Below are 20,861 nucleotides of genomic sequence, written 5' to 3'. Positions count from 1 at the left end.
TGAGGAGAGAGAATTATGCGCAAAATTATTGTAGGTTCACGAAAGAGTAAACTAGCATTAACACAAACTAATTGGTTTATTGATCAATTAAAAGCGCTTGGTTTACCATATGAATTTGAAGTGAAAGAAATCGTCACAAAAGGTGATGTTATTTTAGATGTTACTCTTTCAAAAGTAGGCGGAAAAGGTTTATTTGTAAAGGAAATTGAACATGCGTTACTTACGAAAGAAATTGATATGGCTGTACATAGTATGAAAGATATGCCAGCTGTACTTCCAGATGGATTAACGATTGGTTGTACGCCAAAGCGCGTTGACCCTCGTGATGCTTTTATTTCTAAAAACGGAGAATCGTTTAAAGACTTAGCAGAAGGCGCGATCTTAGGAACGAGTAGTTTGAGACGTAGTGCACAACTACTAGCTGCGAGACCAGATTTACAAGTGAAATGGATTCGCGGGAATATCGATACACGCTTACGTAAGTTAAAAGATGAAGATTACGATGCAATTATTTTAGCGACAGCTGGATTACAGAGAATGGGCTGGGACGGAGAAGTTATTACAGAACATTTAGATGAAACGTTATGTGTACCAGCCGTAGGACAAGGTGCATTAGCGATTGAATGTCGTGAGGATGATACGGATTTACTTCAGTTGTTAGCGCATATTAATGATGCAGTAACAGAAAGAACAGTGGCTGCTGAACGAGTATTTCTTCATAAACTTGAAGGTGGATGCCAAGTTCCAATCGCTGGATATGCAACTCTTAAAGAAAATGATGCAATCGAATTAACAGCGCTTGTCGGTTCTATGGACGGTTCTGTTTTATTGAAAGAGATAGTAGTAGGTAATGATCCGAAGCAAGTTGGATTAGAGGCTGCGGACCGTTTAATTAAACAAGGAGCAAAAGAGCTCATCCTTGCTGCAAATAAGGAGCAACAATAAATATGAACGCTCTCGCTGGCAAAACAGTATTGATTACACGTGCCCAGCACCAAGCGAAACAAATGAGTGTAGCAGTGAAAGAAAGGAGCGGAATTCCATTGGAAATTCCGCTTTTGCGTATGGAAGGTACGTCTCATAGGCAAATTCAACATATAGCAGGGCAGCTACATTCGTATGACTGGGTTATTTTCACGAGTAAAAATGGTGTAGCTTTTTTTCTAGATAGTTTGAGAAAGAAGCTCCCAGGACCGATTAAAATTGCTGCAGTAGGCGTGAAAACAAAGTTAGAGTTAGAAAAGCGAGGCTATCAAGTAGATTTTGTTCCCACTGCATTTGTTGCAGAAACATTTGCCGAAGAGTTTCTAAAAGAATTAAGTGGAAACGAGCGTATTTTATTTCCGAAAGGGAATTTAGCAAGAGATGTAATCCCGGTTAAACTTAGGGAGTTTGGTGTTTTTCTAGATGAGTTAATTGTATATGGTACGAAGGTGAATGTAGAGAAAAAACAAGAACTTATAACAGCATTGAAATTAGGGGAAGTAAATATTATTACATTTACGAGCCCTTCAACTGTTGATAGTTTTGTTCGTTTACTTGAGGGTACAAACTGGAGAGAATGGACGAAAAAATGTACAATTGCTTGTATAGGGCCTATTACGGAAAAAGAGGCGAACCTCTATTTTCCACATGTTATTGTGCCAAAAGAGTACACTGTAGAAGCATTACTGCAATGCATTTGTGAATCTATAAAGTGAAACTTTAATCAGTGGGGGGTTTGTTCATCCCCCACTGATTATTAGTTGAACCAATCGGGCGTTTACGGGCAGTTGATCTCCCACCTAACTTCTTTGCTCCAGCCGAATTTTGAGGTGGGGGTCTTACTGCCCGTTAATGCGGGATAAAATAAAAGAATGGGGATAGAAATCTATGAATTCTTTACAATTTAATCGTCATCGTCGTTTAAGACAAAGCGGGGGCATGCGTGCGCTTGTACGTGAAACATTTTTACATACAGAAGATTTTATTTACCCTATTTTTGTATTAGAAGGAGAAAATACTCGTAATGAAGTTCCTTCTATGCCAGGCGTATATCAAATGTCTTTAGATTTATTGCAAGCTGAAATGCAAGAGGTCGTTGATTTAGGTATTCGTTCTGTTATTGTATTTGGTTTACCTGCTGAAAAGGACGAAGTTGGATCATCGGCATATTGTGAGCATGGAATTGTACAGCGTGCAATTAAGCAAATTAAAGATGAGTTCCCAGAGCTAGTAGTAGTTGCAGATACATGTTTATGTCAATTCACAAGCCATGGTCATTGCGGTGTTATTGAAGATGGCGTTATTTTAAATGATGAGTCTCTTGCAGCTCTTGCAAAAACAGCTGTAAGTCAAGCGAAAGCAGGGGCAGACATTATTGCACCATCTAACATGATGGACGGATTTGTAACAGCAATTCGCCATGCATTAGATGAAAATGGTTTCGCGCACGTACCAGTTATGTCGTACGCTGTGAAATATTCATCAGCATTTTACGGACCGTTCCGTGATGCAGCACACGGTGCACCGCAGTTTGGTGACCGTAAAACATATCAAATGGACCCAGCGAACCGTATGGAAGCATTCCGTGAAGCAGAATCAGATGTAATGGAAGGGGCCGACTTCTTAATTGTAAAGCCAGCTCTTTCTTATCTAGATATCGTTCGTGATGTGAAAAATAACTTTAACTTACCAGTCGTTGCTTATAACGTAAGTGGTGAATATTCGATGATTAAAGCAGCAGCACAAAATGGTTGGATTAATGAAAAAGAAGTTGTACTTGAGAAATTAATTAGCATGAAACGCGCAGGAGCAGACTTGATTATTACGTATCATGCAAAAGATGCAGCAAGATGGTTACAAGAAGGAGGCGCTAAATAATGAAAAAATTTGATAAGTCGATTGCGGCGTTTGAAGAGGCTCAAAATTTAATGCCTGGAGGCGTAAACAGCCCTGTTCGTGCTTTTAAGTCTGTTGGTATGAATCCGCTGTTTATGGAGCGCGGAAAAGGCTCTAAAGTATATGATATCGATGGGAATGAATACATCGATTACGTATTATCGTGGGGACCTTTAATTCATGGTCATGCGAATGATCGTGTTGTTGAGGCTTTAAAAGCTGTTGCTGAAAAAGGAACAAGCTTTGGTGCACCAACAGAAATTGAAAATAAATTAGCGCAGCTTGTTATCGAGCGTGTACCATCAATTGAGATTGTGCGTATGGTTAACTCTGGAACAGAGGCGACAATGAGTGCACTACGTTTAGCTCGTGGTTACACTGGACGTAACAAAATTTTAAAATTCATTGGTTGTTATCACGGTCATGGTGATTCTTTATTGATTAAAGCAGGTTCGGGTGTAGCAACGCTAGGTTTACCAGATAGCCCTGGTGTACCAGAAGGTGTAGCGAAAAATACGATTACAGTAGCGTATAACGATTTAGAAAGTGTAAAATATGCTTTCGAACAATTCGGTGATGACATCGCTTGTATAATTGTAGAACCAGTGGCAGGGAATATGGGCGTTGTTCCCCCGCAACCAGGGTTTTTAGAAGGACTTCGTGAAGTGACAGAGCAAAACGGTGCACTACTTATTTTTGATGAAGTAATGACAGGATTCCGTGTTGCTTATAATTGTGGACAAGGTTACTACGGTGTAACTCCTGACTTAACTTGTTTAGGTAAAGTAATCGGTGGTGGCTTGCCGGTAGGAGCATACGGTGGGAAGGCAGAGATTATGCGTCAAGTTGCACCAAGCGGACCGATTTACCAAGCTGGAACATTATCGGGTAATCCACTTGCAATGACAGCAGGTTATGAAACATTAGTGCAGTTAACGCCAGAATCATATGTGGAATTTGAGCGTAAAGCAGAAATGTTAGAGGCTGGACTACGTAAGGCAGCTGAAAAGCATAATATCCCGCATCACATTAATCGTGCAGGTTCTATGATTGGTATTTTCTTTACAGATGAGCACGTTATTAATTATGATGCAGCAAAATCTTCAAACTTAGAATTCTTTGCAGCTTACTATCGTGAAATGGTAGAACAAGGTGTATTTTTACCACCTTCTCAATTTGAAGGTTTATTCTTATCGACAGCACATAGTGATGCAGATATTGAGGCGACAATTGCGGCGGCCGAAATTGCAATGTCAAAATTAAAAGCATAATTTCTTAGAGAAAATCGCTTTCCATTAGGGGAGCGATTTTTTTTATTCATAAAGTAGCCTTAGGGAACATAAATCTGTAATGACATATAGTTTGGGAGGGGGAAAAGAAGTGGCAACAGATCATTCATTACGATTTTCATTAAAAGAATCTGTTTGGTTCCAGAAGGGACAGGAAGTCGAAGAACTTTTGTCAATTTCGTTAGATCCAGACGTTGAGATAGAGGAGCTCGATCATGAAGTTATCGTGAGGGGGCAATTAGATTTAACGGGAGAGTACGTTGCAAGGCAAGATGATTCAGCTTATTCGTTAAGAGAGCTATCACCAGCAAAGGCAATTGATTATGTAGAAACAAGGGCAGACGGGGTTAATGAGCTTGTCCATTCCTTTCCGCTCGAAATATCAATTCCAAGAAATCGAGTGAAAGTAATTGAAGAATTATATGTATCAATCGAGGAATTTGATTATGAATTAAAGGAAAATGGTTGCTTACAACTATTAGCGGATATATCTATTACAGGTTTATGTGACGAAGAAAGAACCGAGGATGAAGAGGAAGAGACGGTGTATGCCGAGTTGGAAGCTGATTCAGCTGAAGAAGATGAAAGTAGACCTGCACCGCACGAAGAGGTACCAGCCTATAAAGAATCAGATGGATGGGAAGATTATGCATTTGAGCCGTTTCAGTTAGAAGAAAGAAAAGAGCAAGAAATAGAAGAAGAGGAATTAGAAGAACATGAACTTGTGGAGCGTGAAGAGGAGCAAGAAAAGACGCCACAATTTGAATTGTTCGGGCGGAAAAATTTCAAGAAAGAAAAAGCGAAAAAGCAGGAAGAGCCAGAGGAAGAAGCATATTCACAGCGAGATGAAAATGCACTTTATTTAACGAAATTATTTACGAAAGAACCAGAAGAAGAATTTACGAAGGTAAGAATGTACTTCGTACAAGAAGGAGATACAATTGAATCGGTTGCAGAACGTTATGAAACGACTGTACAAAGCTTATATCGTATAAATCAATCAGAAGATATATATTTAACTACAGGGCAAATTATATATATTCCTGTTTCAAAAGCAACAGTGAAATAAGTGAGTGAGTTTTTTCACTCACCTCTTTTCTTTTCCTAGAAGCTATGTTTTGAATAAGAAAGGGTTATTCGTATGGATATTGAATTACGAAATCGCTATGAACCCATTGTGAGGCAATATAGATTGGACACTCAGCATATGGAAGAGCACGGAAGTGTAATGAAAATTTATACGAATCAAGGTCCGTATGCGTTAAAGAAAATACAAGATAGAAAATTAGAGCGGAATAATTTTTTACACCATATTCAATATTTGAAGGAGAAAGGTTTTTCGAATTATGTACCTATCTATCACACGACGGACGGGAATTATGTTTTAAGTGATGGGGCATATAGCTATTATTTAATGCCTTGGTTAGAACGTGCGGAAGGAAATGGCGAAGATAATGATCAATACCATAAGATGTTTCAAACGCTCGGGACGTTGCATCAAAAAACGGTGAAAGAGGAGACTTATACAGAAGAAGATTTAGAAAAACATTATACAAATATATCCGGCCGTTGGGAAAATGATGGTGAGATATTAGAAGAGTTTCTTGTAGAATCAGAAGCGAAGTGGTATATGTCTCCATTTGAATTACAATATTGTACGTATTATCACCACGTTATGAGAGCACGTGAGTTCGCAACGAAACAATTAAGTGAATGGCATGATGCAATGAAAGAAAAGGAAAAAACACGTACTACTTTCGTTCATGGAAATGTATCGCTTAATCACTTTTTATTTGATTATGAACGAAACGGTTATTTTATTAGTTTAGAAAAGTCTCAGTTTGCTACACCGGTACAGGATATCGTCAGCTTTTATTCAAGGTCTTTGAACACATATCCAATTGCGCGGAGCGACCGCTTTGAATGGTATCAAATGTATCAAAAAAATTTTCCATTTACGAAAGAGGAGCAGCTTCTTATGTTTGCATATATGACGTACCCGTCGCATTTTATTCGGCAAATTCAGTCGTATACGAAAAGAAGAAAGAGTCGTAATGAAGAAAATGAGCTTCGCGGGGTAAAAATTCTGCAGCAATCGCATTGGCTCATTAGTAATACAGAATATTTCCTTTCGCAATTACAAGCTGCCCAGCAAGGGAACGGATAAAGAAGATAAGTAGGGAGAACCCTGCTTATCTTTTTTTATTAGTTTCATAAAGAGATAAAAGCCGTAGTTTCAAATTTATCTTGACGAATAAGGTTTCGTTTTTTACACTATTGTATATAATAATTAACAATCACATAAATGCATTGAAGGGGAAGAGTATAACATGAAACGTCTTCAGAGAGGGGAACCATTGGCTGGGAGGTTCTCTAGATAGTTATGTTAGAAGGTAGCCCTGGAGCATCTTTTCTGAACGGAATGATTCTTATTAGGAAAAGACGGATTTGTCCGTTATCAAATTAAGAGTATAAGCAAATTCTGAATTTGTTTGTAAATAAAGGTGGTACCGCGATGTCCCTCGTCCTTTTTTGGATGAGGGGCATTTTTTATTTTAAGGAGGGAAAATAATGTCAAATACGGAAAATAATTTACCAACTAAATATGATCATATGTCCGTTGAAGAAGGCCTTTACAAGTGGTGGCTTGAAGGCAAATATTTCGAAGCAACAGGAGATGAGAAGAAACAACCATATACAATTGTAATTCCACCTCCGAACGTAACTGGTAAGTTACACTTAGGTCACGCTTGGGATACGACGCTTCAAGATATTTTAACTCGTACAAAGCGTATGCAAGGTTACGATGTATTATGGCTTCCAGGAATGGACCATGCTGGTATCGCAACGCAAGCGAAAGTAGAAGGAAAACTTCGTGAAGAAGGTATTTCACGTTACGATCTTGGTCGTGAGAAATTCCTTGAAAAAGCTTGGGAATGGAAAGAAGAATACGCTTCTCACATTCGTCAACAATGGGGGAAAGTTGGTTTAGGACTAGACTATTCTCGTGAACGCTTCACATTAGACGAAGGTTTATCTAACGCTGTTAATAAAGTATTCGTTCAATTATATGAAAAAGACTTAATTTACCGCGGTGAGTATATCATCAACTGGGATCCAGCAACACGCACAGCTCTTTCTGATATTGAAGTAATTCATAAAGAAGTTCAAGGTGCATTCTACCATATGAACTATCCGTTAACAGACGGTTCTGGTCACATTCGCCTTGCAACTACTCGTCCAGAAACAATGCTTGGTGATACAGCGGTAGCAGTTCATCCAGAAGATGATCGCTACAAACATTTAATCGGAAAAACAGTTACACTTCCAATCGTAGGCCGAGAGATTCCGATTATTGCTGATGAATACGTAGAAAAAGACTTCGGAACAGGCGTTGTGAAAATTACACCAGCTCATGATCCGAATGACTTTGAAGTAGGTAACCGTCATGACTTACCACGTATTTTAGTAATGAACGAAGATGGAACGATGAACGAAAAAGCTGGTAAGTATAACGGTATGGATCGTTTCGAATGCCGTAAAGAGTTAGTGAAAGACTTACAAGAAGCTGGCGTATTAGTAGAAATCGAGCCTCATATGCACTCAGTAGGTCATAGTGAGCGTAGCGGTGCAGTTGTTGAGCCTTATTTATCAACACAATGGTTCGTAAAAATGGCTCCACTTGCAGAAAAAGCGGTAGAACTTCAACAAAAAGAAGAAGAAAAAGTAACGTTCGTACCAGAGCGTTTTGAAAACACATACTTACGCTGGATGGAAAACATTCATGACTGGTGTATTTCTCGTCAATTATGGTGGGGACACCGCATTCCAGCTTGGTATCATAAAGAAACTGGTGAAGTATACGTAGGTACAGAAGCGCCAGCAGATCTTGAAAACTGGAATCAAGATAATGACGTGCTTGATACATGGTTCAGTTCAGCATTATGGCCATTCTCAACACTTGGCTGGCCGAATGAAGATGCAGCAGACTTTAAAAAGTTCTATTCAACAGATGCTTTAGTAACTGGTTATGACATCATCTTCTTCTGGGTATCTCGTATGATTTTCCAAGGTTTAGAGTTTACAGGAGAGCGTCCATTTAAAGATGTATTAATTCACGGTTTAGTTCGTGATGAGCAAGGACGTAAAATGAGTAAATCTCTTGGTAACGGTATTGATCCGATGGATGTTATCGAGAAGTACGGTGCAGATGCGATGCGTTACTTCTTATCAACAGGAAGTGCACCAGGTCAAGATTTACGTTTCAGCATGGAAAAAGTAGAATCTACTTGGAACTTCATTAATAAAATTTGGAACGCATCACGTTTCGTATTAATGAACATGGATGACATGAAGTATGAAGAAATCGATTTAACTGGTGAAAAATCAGTTGCAGATAAGTGGATTTTAACTCGCTTAAACGAAACAATCGAAAGTGTAACACGTAACATGGATAAATATGAGTTCGGTGAAGCTGGTCGTTCATTATACAACTTCATTTGGGATGATTTCTGTGACTGGTACATTGAGATGGCGAAACTTCCACTATACGGTGAAGATGAAGCAGCTAAGAAAACAACTCGTTCGATTTTAGCTTACGTATTAGACCAAACGATGCGTCTATTACATCCATTCATGCCGTTCGTAACAGAGAAAATTTGGCAACATTTACCGCATGAAGGCGAGTCTATTACAGTAGCAGCATGGCCAACAGTTCGCGAAGATTTACAAGATAAAGAAGCGGCAGCAGAAATGCACCTTCTAGTTGATATCATTCGCTCTGTTCGTAACATCCGTGCGGAAGTAAATACGCCAATGAGCAAAAAAGTTCAAATGCAAATTAAAGCAAAAGATGAGGTAGTACTAGCTCAGCTTACGAAAAACAGTTCTTACATTGAGCGTTTCTGTAACCCAAGTGAACTAACAATTAAGATTGATTTACAAGCGCCAGAAAAAGCGATGACTGCAATCGTATCAGGTGCAGAGTTATTCTTACCGTTAGCTGATCTTATCAATCTTGATGAAGAGAAAGCGCGTCTTGAAAAAGAACTTGAGAAGTTCGATAAAGAAGTAGAACGTGTACAGAAGAAACTTTCAAACCAAGGATTCGTAGCGAAAGCTCCTGCAGAAGTTATTGACGGAGAGCGTGCGAAAGAGCAAGATTATCTAGAAAAACGCGAAGCGGTTCGCCAACGTCTAGCTGATCTTGAGAAATAAAAATGTTTTTCAGAGACTCACTATATTGGTGAGTCTCTTTTCTTTGCGTATAATAGAATTAAGAAGTTTGTCTTTTGAAAGGGGAATAGCAAACGTGATACATACATACGAAGAAGCGATAAACTGGATTCATAGCCGATTGAAATTTGGGATAAAACCAGGGCTAGAAAGAATGCAATGGATGTTAGAAGAACTCGGAAATCCAGAGCGTCATATAAAATGTGTTCATCTTGCCGGCACAAATGGAAAAGGTTCAACTTTAACATATATGCGCTACATGTTAGAAGGCGCGAAATATAAAGTAGGAACGTTTACATCGCCTTACATAGAAACATTCAATGAACGTATTAGTGTAAACGGAATACCGATTGCAGATGAAGAGATTGCGGAACTTGTAAATATGGTAAAGCCAGTCGTTGAAAAATTAGATGAGACGGACTTAGGAGAAGCGACTGAGTTTGAAATTATTACAGTAATGGCAATTTGTTATTTCGGTAAAGTTAATTTCTGTGATGTTGTTTTATTTGAAACGGGGCTTGGGGGAAGATTTGATTCTACAAATGTTATTCATCCGGTTCTCACGATTATTACGAATATCGGCCACGATCATATGCATATTTTAGGCAATACACTAGGAGAAATTGCATATGAAAAGGCAGGGATTATTAAGTCTGGTGTTCCAGTTATTACTGGTGTGAAAAATGAAGAAGCATTGCAAGTAATTCAAAAGGTTGCTAAGGAAAACCATGCAAGCTTATATGAACTTGGAAAACAGTTTACAACATTACATAAATATTCTAATGAAGATGGGGAACATTTTGATTTTGATTGTCCATTTGTCTCGTTTGAAAATGTTCGAATTTCAATGAAAGGTATTCATCAAGTAGGCAATGCAGCGCTAGCGCTTATGGCAGTAATGTATTTAAAAACATATTTATCATTTTTAATTAATGAAGAGGAGATGAAAGCTGGCTTACAAGAAGCCTACTGGATTGGTCGATTTGAAAAGTTACAAAGTAATCCAGATATTATAATAGATGGTGCTCATAATCCAGAAGGTATTGAAAGTCTTGTAAAAACAGTAGAGGCACATTATAAAAAGAAGAATGTAATAGTTTTATTTACTGCTCTTGGTGACAAACAGTTACATAACATGGTAGGGCAATTAGAAAAAGTTGCTGATGAAATAATATTTACGACGTTTGCCTTTGATCGTGCCATTTCTGCTGACAAGCTTGCATCGTATTCGCAACAAGAGTCAAAATTAGTTTTTGAAGATTGGAAAGAGGCAATTGATACAAAGGTTGACATGATAGGAGAACATGATGTTTTTATCATAACAGGTTCTTTGTATTTCATTTCCGAAGTTAGAAAATATATTCGCGAGAAAAACTAGATAGTCTTTGCTATCTAGTTTTTTGTTCTACAAATGAAGTCAAATGCATACATATAAGATAATAATATAGGGTTATTTGACGAATTCCTCTGACAAATATCTCGTTTTTTTGTGGAATGAATATGATATGATGCGGACAATGACAAGAGGTGAGGTGTGAGTGTATGGACAAGCAATCACGAACGATCTCGGTGAAAGTAAATGGAACAGAAGCGAAGTATGAGGAAAAAAAGAAGGATGAGTTTGACTGGATGATAGCAGAAAGTGAGAGACCGAAAAATGTCGTTCCGTTTCAAAAAGCGAAATCAGTATCTATGGAAAAATATCGAAAGAAGTGGAGCAATACAATAATCGCAATCGTTGCAACTGCAATAATTATCGGTACTGCATTTGGGATGGGTATGATTCATTTATTAACTGGACAAGGGACGACAGGAGAAGGTAAGGTAACGGCTTCGAAGCAGACAGGTAATGAGGAACAAAAGGTGGGTGGAACGGCAGAGCAAACACCAACACCGAAAGAGGAAAAACCAAAAGCACAGGTAGGAACGTCATTAGAACCAATGAAACTATTTTTCGTTCAAGGAGGGCTTTATTCCTCTGAAGAAAAAGGACAGGCTGCTATTGAAGAGTGGAAAAGTAATGGGGGCGTGGCTACTTTGAAACCGAGTGGTGATAAGTATGCGTTAGTTGTTGCTATTACGAGCGATGAACAGGCTGTTAATCAATTAATAGATCAGTATAAGCAAGATGGTGTTTCAGTTTTGAAAAAAAATTGGGATATTACAGATAAAGCATTGCTCAAAAATGATAAAGAAGTAGGAATGTTTTTAGCGAAAGTGCAGCCATTATATACTCATTTAGCAAAATATGTGTCCAGCGTACAAACTAGTGGAAAAAGTAATCCAAAAGATATAGAAGCGATTCAAAAAGAGTGGAAAGCTATGGAAAAGGAAGGGAAGAGTATGAAGCGTGAAGATGCAAAGAAGCTTTATACGTATACGTCAATAGCGGTGCAAACGATTAAGGAAGGGAAGAGCGATAAGGAATCTATAGCTAAATTAAATCAAGTTATTATTGATGGATTACTTTCGTACGAAAAAATGGTTTCACAAAAAGTAAAATAATAAGATAATGATGAAGGGGAAAGAAGTACATATACTTCTTTCTTTTCTTTTGAATTTAGAGCAAAGTGCTTTCTGTATGGGCAGAATATAATCGTATTTAAAAAGAACTATTATTTTGTTTAGAGAAAATGATATTTCTAGAATTTGTGGGGAAACTATTCCTTTGATACGATTGATTTGAATTATTCTGCTTCATGCGAGAAGGGAAGGAGAAAATATGAGGAAAATTATTTTAGCTTCAGGATCACCTAGGAGGAAGGAACTGCTTGAATTAGCTGATGTGCCATTTGAAATCGTTGTTAGTGAAGTAGAAGAGACGATTGGTGCATATTCATCACCTTCTGATATTGTTATGTCGCTTGCTTTGCAAAAAGCATCTGCTGTGGCAGAAAATCATAGTGATCACGTTGTATTAGGTGCAGATACAATTGTTACATATGATTCACGTATTCTTGGAAAGCCGTCTAATGAGGCTGAGGCGAAAGAAATGCTACAATTATTATCAGGGAAAACACACGAAGTATACACAGGTGTTGCAATTATATCGAAAGAAAAAACGGTAACTTTTTATGAACGTACAGAAGTAACATTTTGGGGATTAACAGAAGAAGAAATAGACGTATACGTTGCATCGAAGGAACCACTTGATAAGGCAGGAAGCTATGGAATTCAAGGTAAAGGGTCTATTTTTGTTCAACATATTCAAGGGGACTACTACAGTGTAGTTGGCTTGCCAATTGCGCGTCTTGTCCGTGAATTAAAACAGTTTGATAGCGATGTAACCCATGTGTAAAATTGCATGGGGTTTTCTTTAGGAGAAATCGTAAAAAAAGGGGTGGAGAGATGAACGGTATTCGTGATGTTGTGAGAGAAGAGCAGCCACGGGAGCGTTTATTGTTAGAAGGAGCAGGAAGTTTATCGAATCGAGAACTTCTTGCAGTTTTACTCAGAACGGGTTCTAAAGAAGAAACGGTGTTAACGTTATCAGATAATATTCTACATCATTTTGACGGCTTACGAATGTTAAAGGATGCAACGTTAGAAGAGATGATGAGCATTCATGGTGTTGGGATTGCAAAGGCGTCGCAGCTTATGGCTGCTTTTGAATTAGGTAGAAGAATGGTACGTTTAGAATATCAAAATAGATATAGTATTCGAAGTCCAGAAGATTGTGCGAGTTATATGATGGAAGAGATGCGTTTTTTGCAACAGGAGCATTTTGTTTGTTTATATTTGAATACGAAAAATCAAGTTATACATAGGCAAACTATTTTTATTGGAAGTTTAAATACGTCGATTGTGCACCCAAGGGAAGTTTTTAAAGAAGCATTCCGTCGGGCAGCAGCCTCTATTATATGTCTTCATAACCATCCCTCAGGAGATCCGGCGCCGAGCCGTGAAGATATTGAAGTTACAAAACGATTAGTAGAATGTGGTCGAATTATCGGAATTGAAGTACTTGATCATATCATAATAGGTGACCATAAATTCGTGAGTTTAAAGGAAAAAGGTCATATTTAAGACTATTCTTTTTACTTATTTTGTTTTATAATGTGATTTATGAGTTTTTTGTAGAAAATTATCTACAAAAAGGATGCAGATATAAAAAAACGTACTGTTTTTATAAATATAAAGTAAGAAAAATGAGTCCGTGAAAATAAGAAGGGAAGATAAATGATATGTTTGGATTTGGTGGATTTACTCGCGATCTTGGAATAGACTTAGGAACAGCGAATACGCTTGTATATGTGAAAGGGAAAGGTGTAGTTTTACGTGAACCTTCAGTAGTAGCATTACAAACTGATACGAAACAAATCGTTGCGGTAGGTAGCGATGCAAAACAAATGATTGGTCGTACACCAGGAAACGTAGTGGCACTTCGTCCTATGAAAGATGGTGTAATTGCTGATTACGAAACAACAGCAATTATGATGAAATACTACATTCAACAAGCTCAAAAATCAAATGGATTCTTCTCACGTAAACCATATGTAATGGTATGTGTACCATCTGGTATTACAGCTGTAGAAAGACGTGCAGTAATCGATGCGACTCGTCAAGCTGGCGCTCGTGATGCTTATCCAATCGAAGAGCCATTTGCAGCAGCAATTGGTGCAAACTTACCTGTTTGGGAGCCGACTGGTAGTATGGTTGTTGATATCGGTGGTGGTACAACAGAAGTTGCAATTATTTCTTTAGGTGGTATTGTAACAAGTCAATCAGTTCGTGTTGCTGGTGATGATATGGATGATTCAATCATTCAGTACATTAAGAAAAGCTACAACTTAATGATTGGTGAAAGAACAGCAGAAGCACTAAAATTAGAAATCGGTTCTGCAGGCGAGCCAGAAGGTATTGAGCCTATGGAAATTCGCGGTCGTGATTTAGTAAGTGGTTTACCGAAAACAGTACTAATTCAACCAGAAGAAATTGCAGATGCATTAAAAGATACAGTAGATGCAATTGTAGAATCAGTTAAAAATACGTTAGAAAAAACTCCACCTGAATTAGCAGCGGATATTATGGACCGCGGTATCGTATTAACAGGTGGTGGGGCGTTACTACGTAACTTAGATAAAGTTATTAGTGAAGAAACAAATATGCCAGTTCTTGTTGCAGAGGATCCATTAGATTGCGTAGCAATTGGAACGGGTAAAGCATTAGACAATATCGATCTTTTCAAAACTGCTGCTCGATAATATTGCAAAATAAAAATCAATGAAATTAAGAGGGTGTGAACGTGCCACAGTTTTTCTTAAACAAAAGATTAATTGTTTTGTTAGTTAGTATTATTCTTCTCGTGGCATTGATTGGAATCTCATTGAAAGAACGGAACAGTTTATCATGGCCAGAGCAGTTTATAAAAGATACTGTCGGTGTTGTAGAACGTGTATTCCAAAAGCCAGCGAATTATGTTGCCGGATTCTTCGAGAATGTAGAAGATGTAAAGCGCACGTATGAAGAGAATAAAAAGCTGAAAGCAAAATTAGATTCTACCGCAGATTTATCTGCAGTAGTGAAAAATTTAGACGATGAGAATAAAAAACTACGAGAATTAACTGGTAAAGAAAAGTCCCGTGGTGATTATACGGAAGTACAAGCTAGTGTGGTTTCTCGTAATCCCGATAAATGGTACGATTTAGTTGGAATTGATAAAGGAGCACAGCAAGGGATCAAAAAAGATATGGCTGTTGTAACTCCGAAAGGTTTAGTTGGACGCGTAAAAAGTGTATCTCAGTTTACATCGTCAGTAGAGTTGTTAAGTTCGATGAGCCGAACAAACCGTGTTTCTGCTATTGTACAAGGACAAGAAAATATCTTTGGATTAATTGAAGGTTACGATAAAGAAAAACAACTACTTCTTTTCACAAAGATTAGCTCTGATGCAGAGGTACAAAAAGATCAACTAGTTGTAACATCTGGACTTGGTGATATCTTCCCTAAAGGTCTTGCGATTGGGAAAATTGTTGATGTTCAGCCAGATCCATACGGTTTAACAAAAACGGCTTATGTAAAACCATCCGCTGATTTGAATGATGTAGAGCATATTATAGTTGCAAAACGTGATATGCCTACAGCGCCGTTAGAATAGGAGGGAGAGAAGAGATGATGACGATTTTAAAAAGAGCAGCTCTTCCTCTTTTGCTCCTTTTTGTTTTTTTATTTGAAAATATGTTCTCTACTGTTGTTCCAACAGACGTCTTTTGGAAAGGCAGTATAGCAGCACCGCATTTCTTTATAATTGTGTTATGTTTTATTACAGTGTACTATAGTCCGGTTCAAGGGATTTACTACGGACTATTATTTGGTTTCTTATTTGATACCGTATACACGGAACTTGTCGGTATATATATATTTGCTTATCCGATTTTAGCTTATTTAGTTTATAGTGTGATGAAAGTATTACAATTGAATTTATTTATTGTCGCTTCTATCGTACTGGCTGGCATTGCAGCATTAGAGTATTATGTGTATGGGTTTTTAACTTTGTTAGGACGTACTCACATGTCAGCATCTGTCTTTTTCACAGATCGTCTCCTTGCTACTTTATTGCTAAATGGAATTTTCTTATTAATAGTTTGTTTCCCACTGAGACGATATTTAGTGCGTCTTTCAAAAGCGATAGAAGAAAAAGAAAAAAGGATTTTCTAATTTTATGTCGAATTGAATCGGTGGGGTGAACTTTAGTGGAAGAAAAAAAGCAACAAAATGTAACGATAAAAGGGACAAAAGATGGAATAACACTTCATTTAGATGATTGCTGTTCATTCTCTGAGCTACTAAAAGAATTGGATGAAAAGCTTTCTACACATTACTATGAGAGTGACGGACGTTCTTTAATTGAAGTGCGTGTTAAAGTAGGAAATCGCTATTTAACAGAAGTACAACAAGAAGAGATTCGTACGTTAATTCGCAATAAGAAGAACCTTGTTGTAGAATCAATCGAAAGTGATGTTATAACAAAAGCAGAAGCAATAGCTTGGAAAGAAGAAACAGAAATTGTCCCTATTTCCAAAATTGTTCGCTCTGGACAAGTGTTACATGTAAAAGGCAATTTATTATTAATTGGAGATGTTAATCCAGGCGGAACGGTTATCGCTGGGGGGAATATTTTTGTCTTGGGATCATTAAGAGGAATTGCACATGCAGGGTATGATGGAGATTCAGAAGCTGTTATTGCTGCATCTATTATGAACCCTATGCAACTCCGAATTAGTGATGTGACAATGCGGGCTCCGGAAGAGAAAGAAGACGGAGCAGAGGCGGCAGAATGTGCGTACATTAATGAGAATAATCACATTGTTGTCGATCGCCTGCAACTTCTCACTCATCTTAGACCTAATTTAACAAAGTTAGAAAGGGGAATTGTATAGCTGTGGGAGAGGCAATAGTAATTACATCTGGAAAAGGCGGAGTAGGTAAAACTACAACGTCTGCGAACATTGGTACAGCCCTTGCGTTATCTGGAAAAAAAGTGTGTTTAATTGATACAGATATCGGTTTACGCAATTTAGACGTAGTAATGGGGCTAGAAAATCGTATTGTATTTGATCTTGTTGATGTCGTTGAAGGGCGTTGTCGTTTACCTCAGGCTCTTATTAAAGATAAGCGTTTTGATGATCTTTATTTATTACCTGCAGCACAAACGAGCGATAAATCGGCGGTAACACCTGAACAAATGGATGAATTAATACAAGTATTACGTCAAGATTATGATTACATATTAATTGATTGTCCTGCGGGGATTGAGCAGGGGTTTAAAAATGCAGTAGCAGGTGCGGATAAAGCAATCGTTGTAACAACACCAGAAGTATCCTCAATGCGTGATGCGGATCGTATTATCGGGCTTTTAGAGAAAGAGGATATTGAACCACCGAAACTTGTCATTAACCGTGTGCGTAGTCATATGCTTCATGAACAGGATATGTTAGACGTTGATGAAATCGTACGTACACTGTCAATCGAGCTTCTTGGAGTTGTCGAGGATGATGATGAAGTTATTCGTGCTACGAATACAGGTGAACCTGTAGCACTGCAACCTAGTGGGAAAGCAGCAATAGCTTATCGTAATATTGCAAGACGCTTGTTAGGTGAGAATGTACCATTACAAGCATTTGAACAAGAAAAAGTATCGGTATTTACAAAGATGAAAAATTTCTTTGGAATCCGTTAAAAGCACTTCGCATAAATGCGGAGTGCTTTCTTTTTTCTTCGCATGAATATCTTCCTTCTATAACTCATACATATGTACAAACTGTATATAACTGTTTCTATTTGAATAAGGCTAACGAAAGAAAGGAGACAGTATGAAGAATAGACGTGTGGAAGAAATTAAAAAGCGGATTGCGAAAAGGAAAGCAGAGCAAGAATTGCTAGAAGAAGAGCAGTATTTTGCGGGAGGAGATTTTGATAGCGAAACGGTCTTTATTGAAGAGGGGGAGAAGGAAATTCATCCTCTATTTCGAAAAGAAGTTTTTCTCTTCAAAGTTTTGCTATCAGCAATATTAGTTCTTTCGGTTGCTATTTTATTTAAGAACGCACCTTCTTCTTTTGATGGTACTAGAGCTGTTACAGAAAAAGTTATGCAAGAAGAATTTCAATTTGCTACTATATCAAAATGGTATGAAAATCAGTTTGGAAAACCTCTCGTGTTCTTTTCTCCAAATGAGAAAAAAGAAGAGGCTATTCAGCAAAAGGATTATGCGATTCCTGCCTCTGGAAAGGTGATGCAAGGATTTCAAAAAAACGGCCAGGGTGTATTTGTTCAAACGGCTATAAATGCAACGGTGGAGTCAGTAAATGAAGGTATAGTTGTTTTTGCGGGCAAGAAAGAGGAACTTGGAAATACAGTTCAAATTCAGCACGCTGATGGTACGGAGTCATGGTATGCAAATTTAAATGATATGTCAGTAAAATTATATGATTACGTTTCAAAGAAACAAAAAATTGGAATAGTGAGTAATGATGAAAATAATAAAAATGGCAAATTTTATTTTGCAATAAAAAAGAATGAAAAATTTATTGATCCAATTCAGGTGATTTCATTTGATTAAATATAGGGATGTTTTCACGAAAATTTCTGTGCATCCGTTGTTTTGGGTTATTATTGTCATTGGTATTTTTACAGCACGTTTTAAAGAGTTACTATTACTATTTTGTATCGTTTTAGTTCATGAACTTGGGCATGCTTTTGCCGCAGCGTATTATAATTGGCGTATTAAACAAATTCAGCTTTTGCCGTTTGGTGGTGTAGTTGAGATGGAAGAACATGGGAACAAATCGTTAAAAGAAGAATTAATTGTCGTTATGGCGGGGCCAATTCAGCATATATGGATGATTGCAGTCGCTTACATTTTGTATAAAGCGGGCTGGGTAACTGACGATTTGTACCATTTCTTTGTATGGAATAATGTCATTATTTTAGGGTTTAATTTATTGCCTATTTGGCCACTTGATGGTGGAAAAGTATTATTTAATGTATTATCATATCGTTTTCCCTATTTACAAGCACATGAAAAGATGATGAAATTGTCATGTGTTTTTTTTAGTGTAATATTAGGATGGCAGTTACTTTGGAATAGTAATAACATTATGATGTGGGTATTACTCGTTTTTCTAGCGATTTCTTTATATCAAGAATGGAAACAAAGACGGTACGCATTTATGCGTTTTTTATTAGAGCGTTATTATGGGAATAAAAGAGATATTGAAAAAATAGCACCTATTGAGGTGAAAACGGAAGATCATTTATATACGATTTTCACAAAATTTCGCAGAGGATATAAACACTCTATTATCGTCCATGGAAAATATAAAGAGCATTACACATTGGACGAAAATGAATTGTTGTATGCGTATTTTGCTGAAAAACGAACAACCTCATCTGTTGAAGAATTAATTGGTTAGTGTTGACGACGACACTAACCTTTTATATTGTAATGAAAAGAAATGAAAAGTGAGGAAAGAATTTTGAAGACGTTATATATTAACTACACTGGTTCGGAAAAGCGTGTTGCGATAGAAGAGAAACAAAAAATTGTAGAGCTTTTATGGAAACGGAATGAAGAGCAGGAGATTGTCGGACATATTTATGTTGGGCGTATCGTAAGAACAATTGCTGGAATGAACGCAGCCTTTGTAAATATCGGATTAGAAAAACATGCATATCTTTCATTTGATGATGTACCATCTTCATATCGCATACATGAAGGACAGGCGATACTTGTACAAGTTGTGAAAGAGGCAATTGATACGAAGGGGCCAAAATTAACGGCGAAGATAGAATTTACCGGAAAATATGTCGTTTACATGCCCTATGATGAAATGCGCGCTGTTTCTCGGAAAATAAAAAATAATAAAAGAAGACAACAGTTACTGGGAATTGAAGTAGAAGGAACAGGTGGATACATTTTCCGTTCTGCTTCTGAAAAAGGAACGATCGATGAAATACAAGCTGAAATGCAAGGGTTGCAGCAGTTATATGAAGAGTTAAAAAGAAAAGAAGATCAAGGGAAGGCGCCCTTACTACTTCATCAACCAGCGACGTTTTTAGATCGTGTATTTCAGGAGAACCCAATTGAAACAATTGAAAAAATAGTTGTAGATACGAGAAGTATAGTAAAAGAATTAGAAGAAAAAGTAGGGAAAGAAAGAGTATCCTTTTATAATGAAAAATCTTCGATGTTTAACCATTTTGGAATAGATCGTGAAATCGAGAAAGCACTTCAAAAAATTGTGTGGCTACCAAATGGTGCCTATCTAATTGTAGAACAAATGGAGACGATGACTGTAATTGATGTGAATACAGGTAAATTTACTGGAAAACAAAATTTACAAGATACCGTATTTCGCACAAATGAAATGGCTGCTGAAGAGATTGCTCGTCAATTAAGACTTCGTGATATTGGCGGGATGATATTAATTGATTTTATTAATATGAAAAGACGGGAAGATAAAGAGAAGGTAAGAGAGCGTTTAATGATAGCTTTACAAGATGATCGCACATATACAAGAGTGCTTGGGTTTACAGAGTTAGGTATTTTAGAGATGACGCGTAAGCGCAAGAAACATTCGTTACGTGACGTATTATTAGAAGAGTGTGCGCCTTGTAAAGCGACAGGTTACGTTATATCTAATGAAACAATTGCGTATGAGCTAGAGAGAGAGCTTATTACTTATGGTAATATAGAGGATGAAGCTGTATTGATTGGTGCTTCAAAAAAAGTACAAAAACATTTTTCACAAAAAGAATTACAAAAAAATATTCCATTTGAAATTTATTTCAAAGATGATATTATCGAAAAGTACGCTATTATCCGTTTTGGAAGTAAGAAAGAAATTGTAGAACGGAAAAAATAGTTAGCAGAACATTCATTGACAATAGTCAATGAGTCATGGTAATATTTTTATGTTATAGTTTATAGCACCTAAACTGCTATATGCTACAACCGC

General features: G+C 37.4%; 19 protein-coding genes and 2 other annotated features (1 of these 21 running past the window's edge). All 19 genes read left to right on the top strand.

The window, feature by feature from the left end; translation table 11 throughout:
- Nucleotides 1-15 precede the first annotated feature (15 nt).
- The 19 genes from hemC (at nt 16) to MKY70_RS23175 (ending at nt 20,768) form a co-directional block, all read left to right on the top strand.
- On the top strand, nt 16-945 hold the full coding sequence (gene hemC, locus MKY70_RS23265; protein ID WP_002034194.1) for a hydroxymethylbilane synthase: 930 nt from the start codon (nt 16-18) through the stop codon (nt 943-945).
- 2 nt (nt 946-947) lie between these two features.
- A complete protein-coding gene (gene hemD, locus MKY70_RS23260) occupies nt 948-1,700 on the top strand; it encodes a uroporphyrinogen-III synthase (protein WP_088293441.1) in 753 nt (250 codons plus the stop codon).
- A gap of 172 nt (nt 1,701-1,872) precedes the next feature.
- Complete coding sequence (hemB, locus tag MKY70_RS23255; RefSeq protein WP_002015358.1) at nt 1,873-2,862, top strand: porphobilinogen synthase; 990 nt, start codon at nt 1,873-1,875, stop codon at nt 2,860-2,862.
- Nucleotides 2,862-4,151: a glutamate-1-semialdehyde 2,1-aminomutase gene (gene hemL, locus MKY70_RS23250; protein WP_088293440.1), complete on the top strand. Its 1,290-nt coding sequence runs from the start codon at nt 2,862-2,864 to the stop codon at nt 4,149-4,151. The genes hemB and hemL overlap by 1 nt, the downstream gene beginning before the upstream one ends.
- Nucleotides 4,152-4,230: 79 nt before the next feature.
- Entirely contained in the window at nt 4,231-5,238 is a 1,008-nt protein-coding gene (spoVID, locus tag MKY70_RS23245; RefSeq protein WP_176280943.1) for a stage VI sporulation protein D, read from the top strand.
- 72 nt (nt 5,239-5,310) lie between these two features.
- Complete coding sequence (ysxE, locus tag MKY70_RS23240) at nt 5,311-6,336, top strand: spore coat protein YsxE (RefSeq protein ID WP_012261764.1); 1,026 nt, start codon at nt 5,311-5,313, stop codon at nt 6,334-6,336.
- Between the two features lie 134 nt (nt 6,337-6,470).
- Nucleotides 6,471-6,702: a binding site (T-box leader), on the top strand.
- 38 nt (nt 6,703-6,740) lie between these two features.
- A complete protein-coding gene (locus MKY70_RS23235) occupies nt 6,741-9,386 on the top strand; it encodes a valine--tRNA ligase (protein ID WP_002129263.1) in 2,646 nt (881 codons plus the stop codon).
- A 94-nt stretch (nt 9,387-9,480) separates the two neighbouring features.
- Nucleotides 9,481-10,782: a bifunctional folylpolyglutamate synthase/dihydrofolate synthase gene (locus tag MKY70_RS23230; RefSeq protein WP_088034152.1), complete on the top strand. Its 1,302-nt coding sequence runs from the start codon at nt 9,481-9,483 to the stop codon at nt 10,780-10,782.
- Nucleotides 10,783-10,946: 164 nt separating this feature from the next.
- Nucleotides 10,947-11,909 (top strand): stage II sporulation protein B, encoded by a 963-nt coding sequence (locus tag MKY70_RS23225; protein ID WP_088034154.1) that lies wholly within the window; start codon nt 10,947-10,949, stop codon nt 11,907-11,909.
- A 217-nt stretch (nt 11,910-12,126) separates the two neighbouring features.
- Nucleotides 12,127-12,702, top strand: coding sequence for a Maf family protein (locus MKY70_RS23220; RefSeq protein ID WP_044442394.1), 576 nt, complete (start codon nt 12,127-12,129; stop codon nt 12,700-12,702).
- Between the two features lie 50 nt (nt 12,703-12,752).
- Nucleotides 12,753-13,430 carry a DNA repair protein RadC gene (radC, locus tag MKY70_RS23215; RefSeq protein WP_002015368.1) on the top strand — a complete coding sequence of 226 codons (678 nt, stop codon included), beginning with the start codon at nt 12,753-12,755 and terminating at the stop codon, nt 13,428-13,430.
- Nucleotides 13,431-13,588: 158 nt separating this feature from the next.
- A complete protein-coding gene (gene mreB, locus MKY70_RS23210) occupies nt 13,589-14,608 on the top strand; it encodes a cell shape-determining protein MreB (protein WP_002015369.1) in 1,020 nt (339 codons plus the stop codon).
- Nucleotides 14,609-14,649: 41 nt separating this feature from the next.
- Nucleotides 14,650-15,501, top strand: a complete 852-nt coding sequence (mreC, locus tag MKY70_RS23205; protein ID WP_002129256.1) for a rod shape-determining protein MreC — start codon at nt 14,650-14,652, stop codon at nt 15,499-15,501.
- Nucleotides 15,502-15,515: 14 nt separating this feature from the next.
- Complete coding sequence (mreD, locus tag MKY70_RS23200; RefSeq protein ID WP_002015371.1) at nt 15,516-16,061, top strand: rod shape-determining protein MreD; 546 nt, start codon at nt 15,516-15,518, stop codon at nt 16,059-16,061.
- 35 nt (nt 16,062-16,096) lie between these two features.
- A complete protein-coding gene (gene minC, locus MKY70_RS23195; protein ID WP_002015372.1) occupies nt 16,097-16,783 on the top strand; it encodes a septum site-determining protein MinC in 687 nt (228 codons plus the stop codon).
- Between the two features lie 2 nt (nt 16,784-16,785).
- A complete protein-coding gene (gene minD, locus MKY70_RS23190) occupies nt 16,786-17,583 on the top strand; it encodes a septum site-determining protein MinD (RefSeq protein WP_000503308.1) in 798 nt (265 codons plus the stop codon).
- Nucleotides 17,584-17,716: 133 nt separating this feature from the next.
- Nucleotides 17,717-18,463: a M23 family metallopeptidase gene (locus tag MKY70_RS23185; RefSeq protein ID WP_088034156.1), complete on the top strand. Its 747-nt coding sequence runs from the start codon at nt 17,717-17,719 to the stop codon at nt 18,461-18,463.
- Entirely contained in the window at nt 18,456-19,316 is an 861-nt protein-coding gene (locus MKY70_RS23180; protein WP_002088816.1) for a M50 family metallopeptidase, read from the top strand. Before MKY70_RS23185 ends, MKY70_RS23180 begins: the two co-directional genes overlap by 8 nt.
- Nucleotides 19,317-19,358: 42 nt before the next feature.
- Nucleotides 19,359-20,768: an Rne/Rng family ribonuclease gene (locus tag MKY70_RS23175; protein ID WP_002034148.1), complete on the top strand. Its 1,410-nt coding sequence runs from the start codon at nt 19,359-19,361 to the stop codon at nt 20,766-20,768.
- Between the two features lie 77 nt (nt 20,769-20,845).
- Nucleotides 20,846-20,861: a sequence feature (ribosomal protein L21 leader region), on the top strand (it continues 63 nt past the right edge of the window).

This window comes from Bacillus sp. FSL R9-9492 (genome assembly GCF_038007365.1).
Taxonomy (GTDB): Bacteria; Bacillota; Bacilli; order Bacillales; family Bacillaceae_G; genus Bacillus_A; species Bacillus_A mycoides.
Note: the sequence above shows the minus strand (reverse complement) of the source record. Positions and strands in the feature narration are given on the sequence as shown.

What these genes read in the sequence shown, in the direction of transcription:
- hemC (WP_002034194.1), top strand. Translation starts at nt 16, where the DNA reads ATGCGCAAAATTATTGTAGGTTCACGAAAGAGTAAACTAGCATTAACA.
- hemD (WP_088293441.1), top strand. Translation starts at nt 948, where the DNA reads ATGAACGCTCTCGCTGGCAAAACAGTATTGATTACACGTGCCCAGCAC.
- hemB (WP_002015358.1), top strand. Translation starts at nt 1,873, where the DNA reads ATGAATTCTTTACAATTTAATCGTCATCGTCGTTTAAGACAAAGCGGG.
- hemL (WP_088293440.1), top strand. Translation starts at nt 2,862, where the DNA reads ATGAAAAAATTTGATAAGTCGATTGCGGCGTTTGAAGAGGCTCAAAAT.
- spoVID (WP_176280943.1), top strand. Translation starts at nt 4,231, where the DNA reads ATGACATATAGTTTGGGAGGGGGAAAAGAAGTGGCAACAGATCATTCA.
- ysxE (WP_012261764.1), top strand. Translation starts at nt 5,311, where the DNA reads ATGGATATTGAATTACGAAATCGCTATGAACCCATTGTGAGGCAATAT.
- MKY70_RS23235 (WP_002129263.1), top strand. Translation starts at nt 6,741, where the DNA reads ATGTCAAATACGGAAAATAATTTACCAACTAAATATGATCATATGTCC.
- MKY70_RS23225 (WP_088034154.1), top strand. Translation starts at nt 10,947, where the DNA reads ATGGACAAGCAATCACGAACGATCTCGGTGAAAGTAAATGGAACAGAA.
- MKY70_RS23220 (WP_044442394.1), top strand. Translation starts at nt 12,127, where the DNA reads ATGAGGAAAATTATTTTAGCTTCAGGATCACCTAGGAGGAAGGAACTG.
- radC (WP_002015368.1), top strand. Translation starts at nt 12,753, where the DNA reads ATGAACGGTATTCGTGATGTTGTGAGAGAAGAGCAGCCACGGGAGCGT.
- mreB (WP_002015369.1), top strand. Translation starts at nt 13,589, where the DNA reads ATGTTTGGATTTGGTGGATTTACTCGCGATCTTGGAATAGACTTAGGA.
- mreD (WP_002015371.1), top strand. Translation starts at nt 15,516, where the DNA reads ATGATGACGATTTTAAAAAGAGCAGCTCTTCCTCTTTTGCTCCTTTTT.
- MKY70_RS23185 (WP_088034156.1), top strand. Translation starts at nt 17,717, where the DNA reads ATGAAGAATAGACGTGTGGAAGAAATTAAAAAGCGGATTGCGAAAAGG.
- MKY70_RS23175 (WP_002034148.1), top strand. Translation starts at nt 19,359, where the DNA reads ATGAAAAGTGAGGAAAGAATTTTGAAGACGTTATATATTAACTACACT.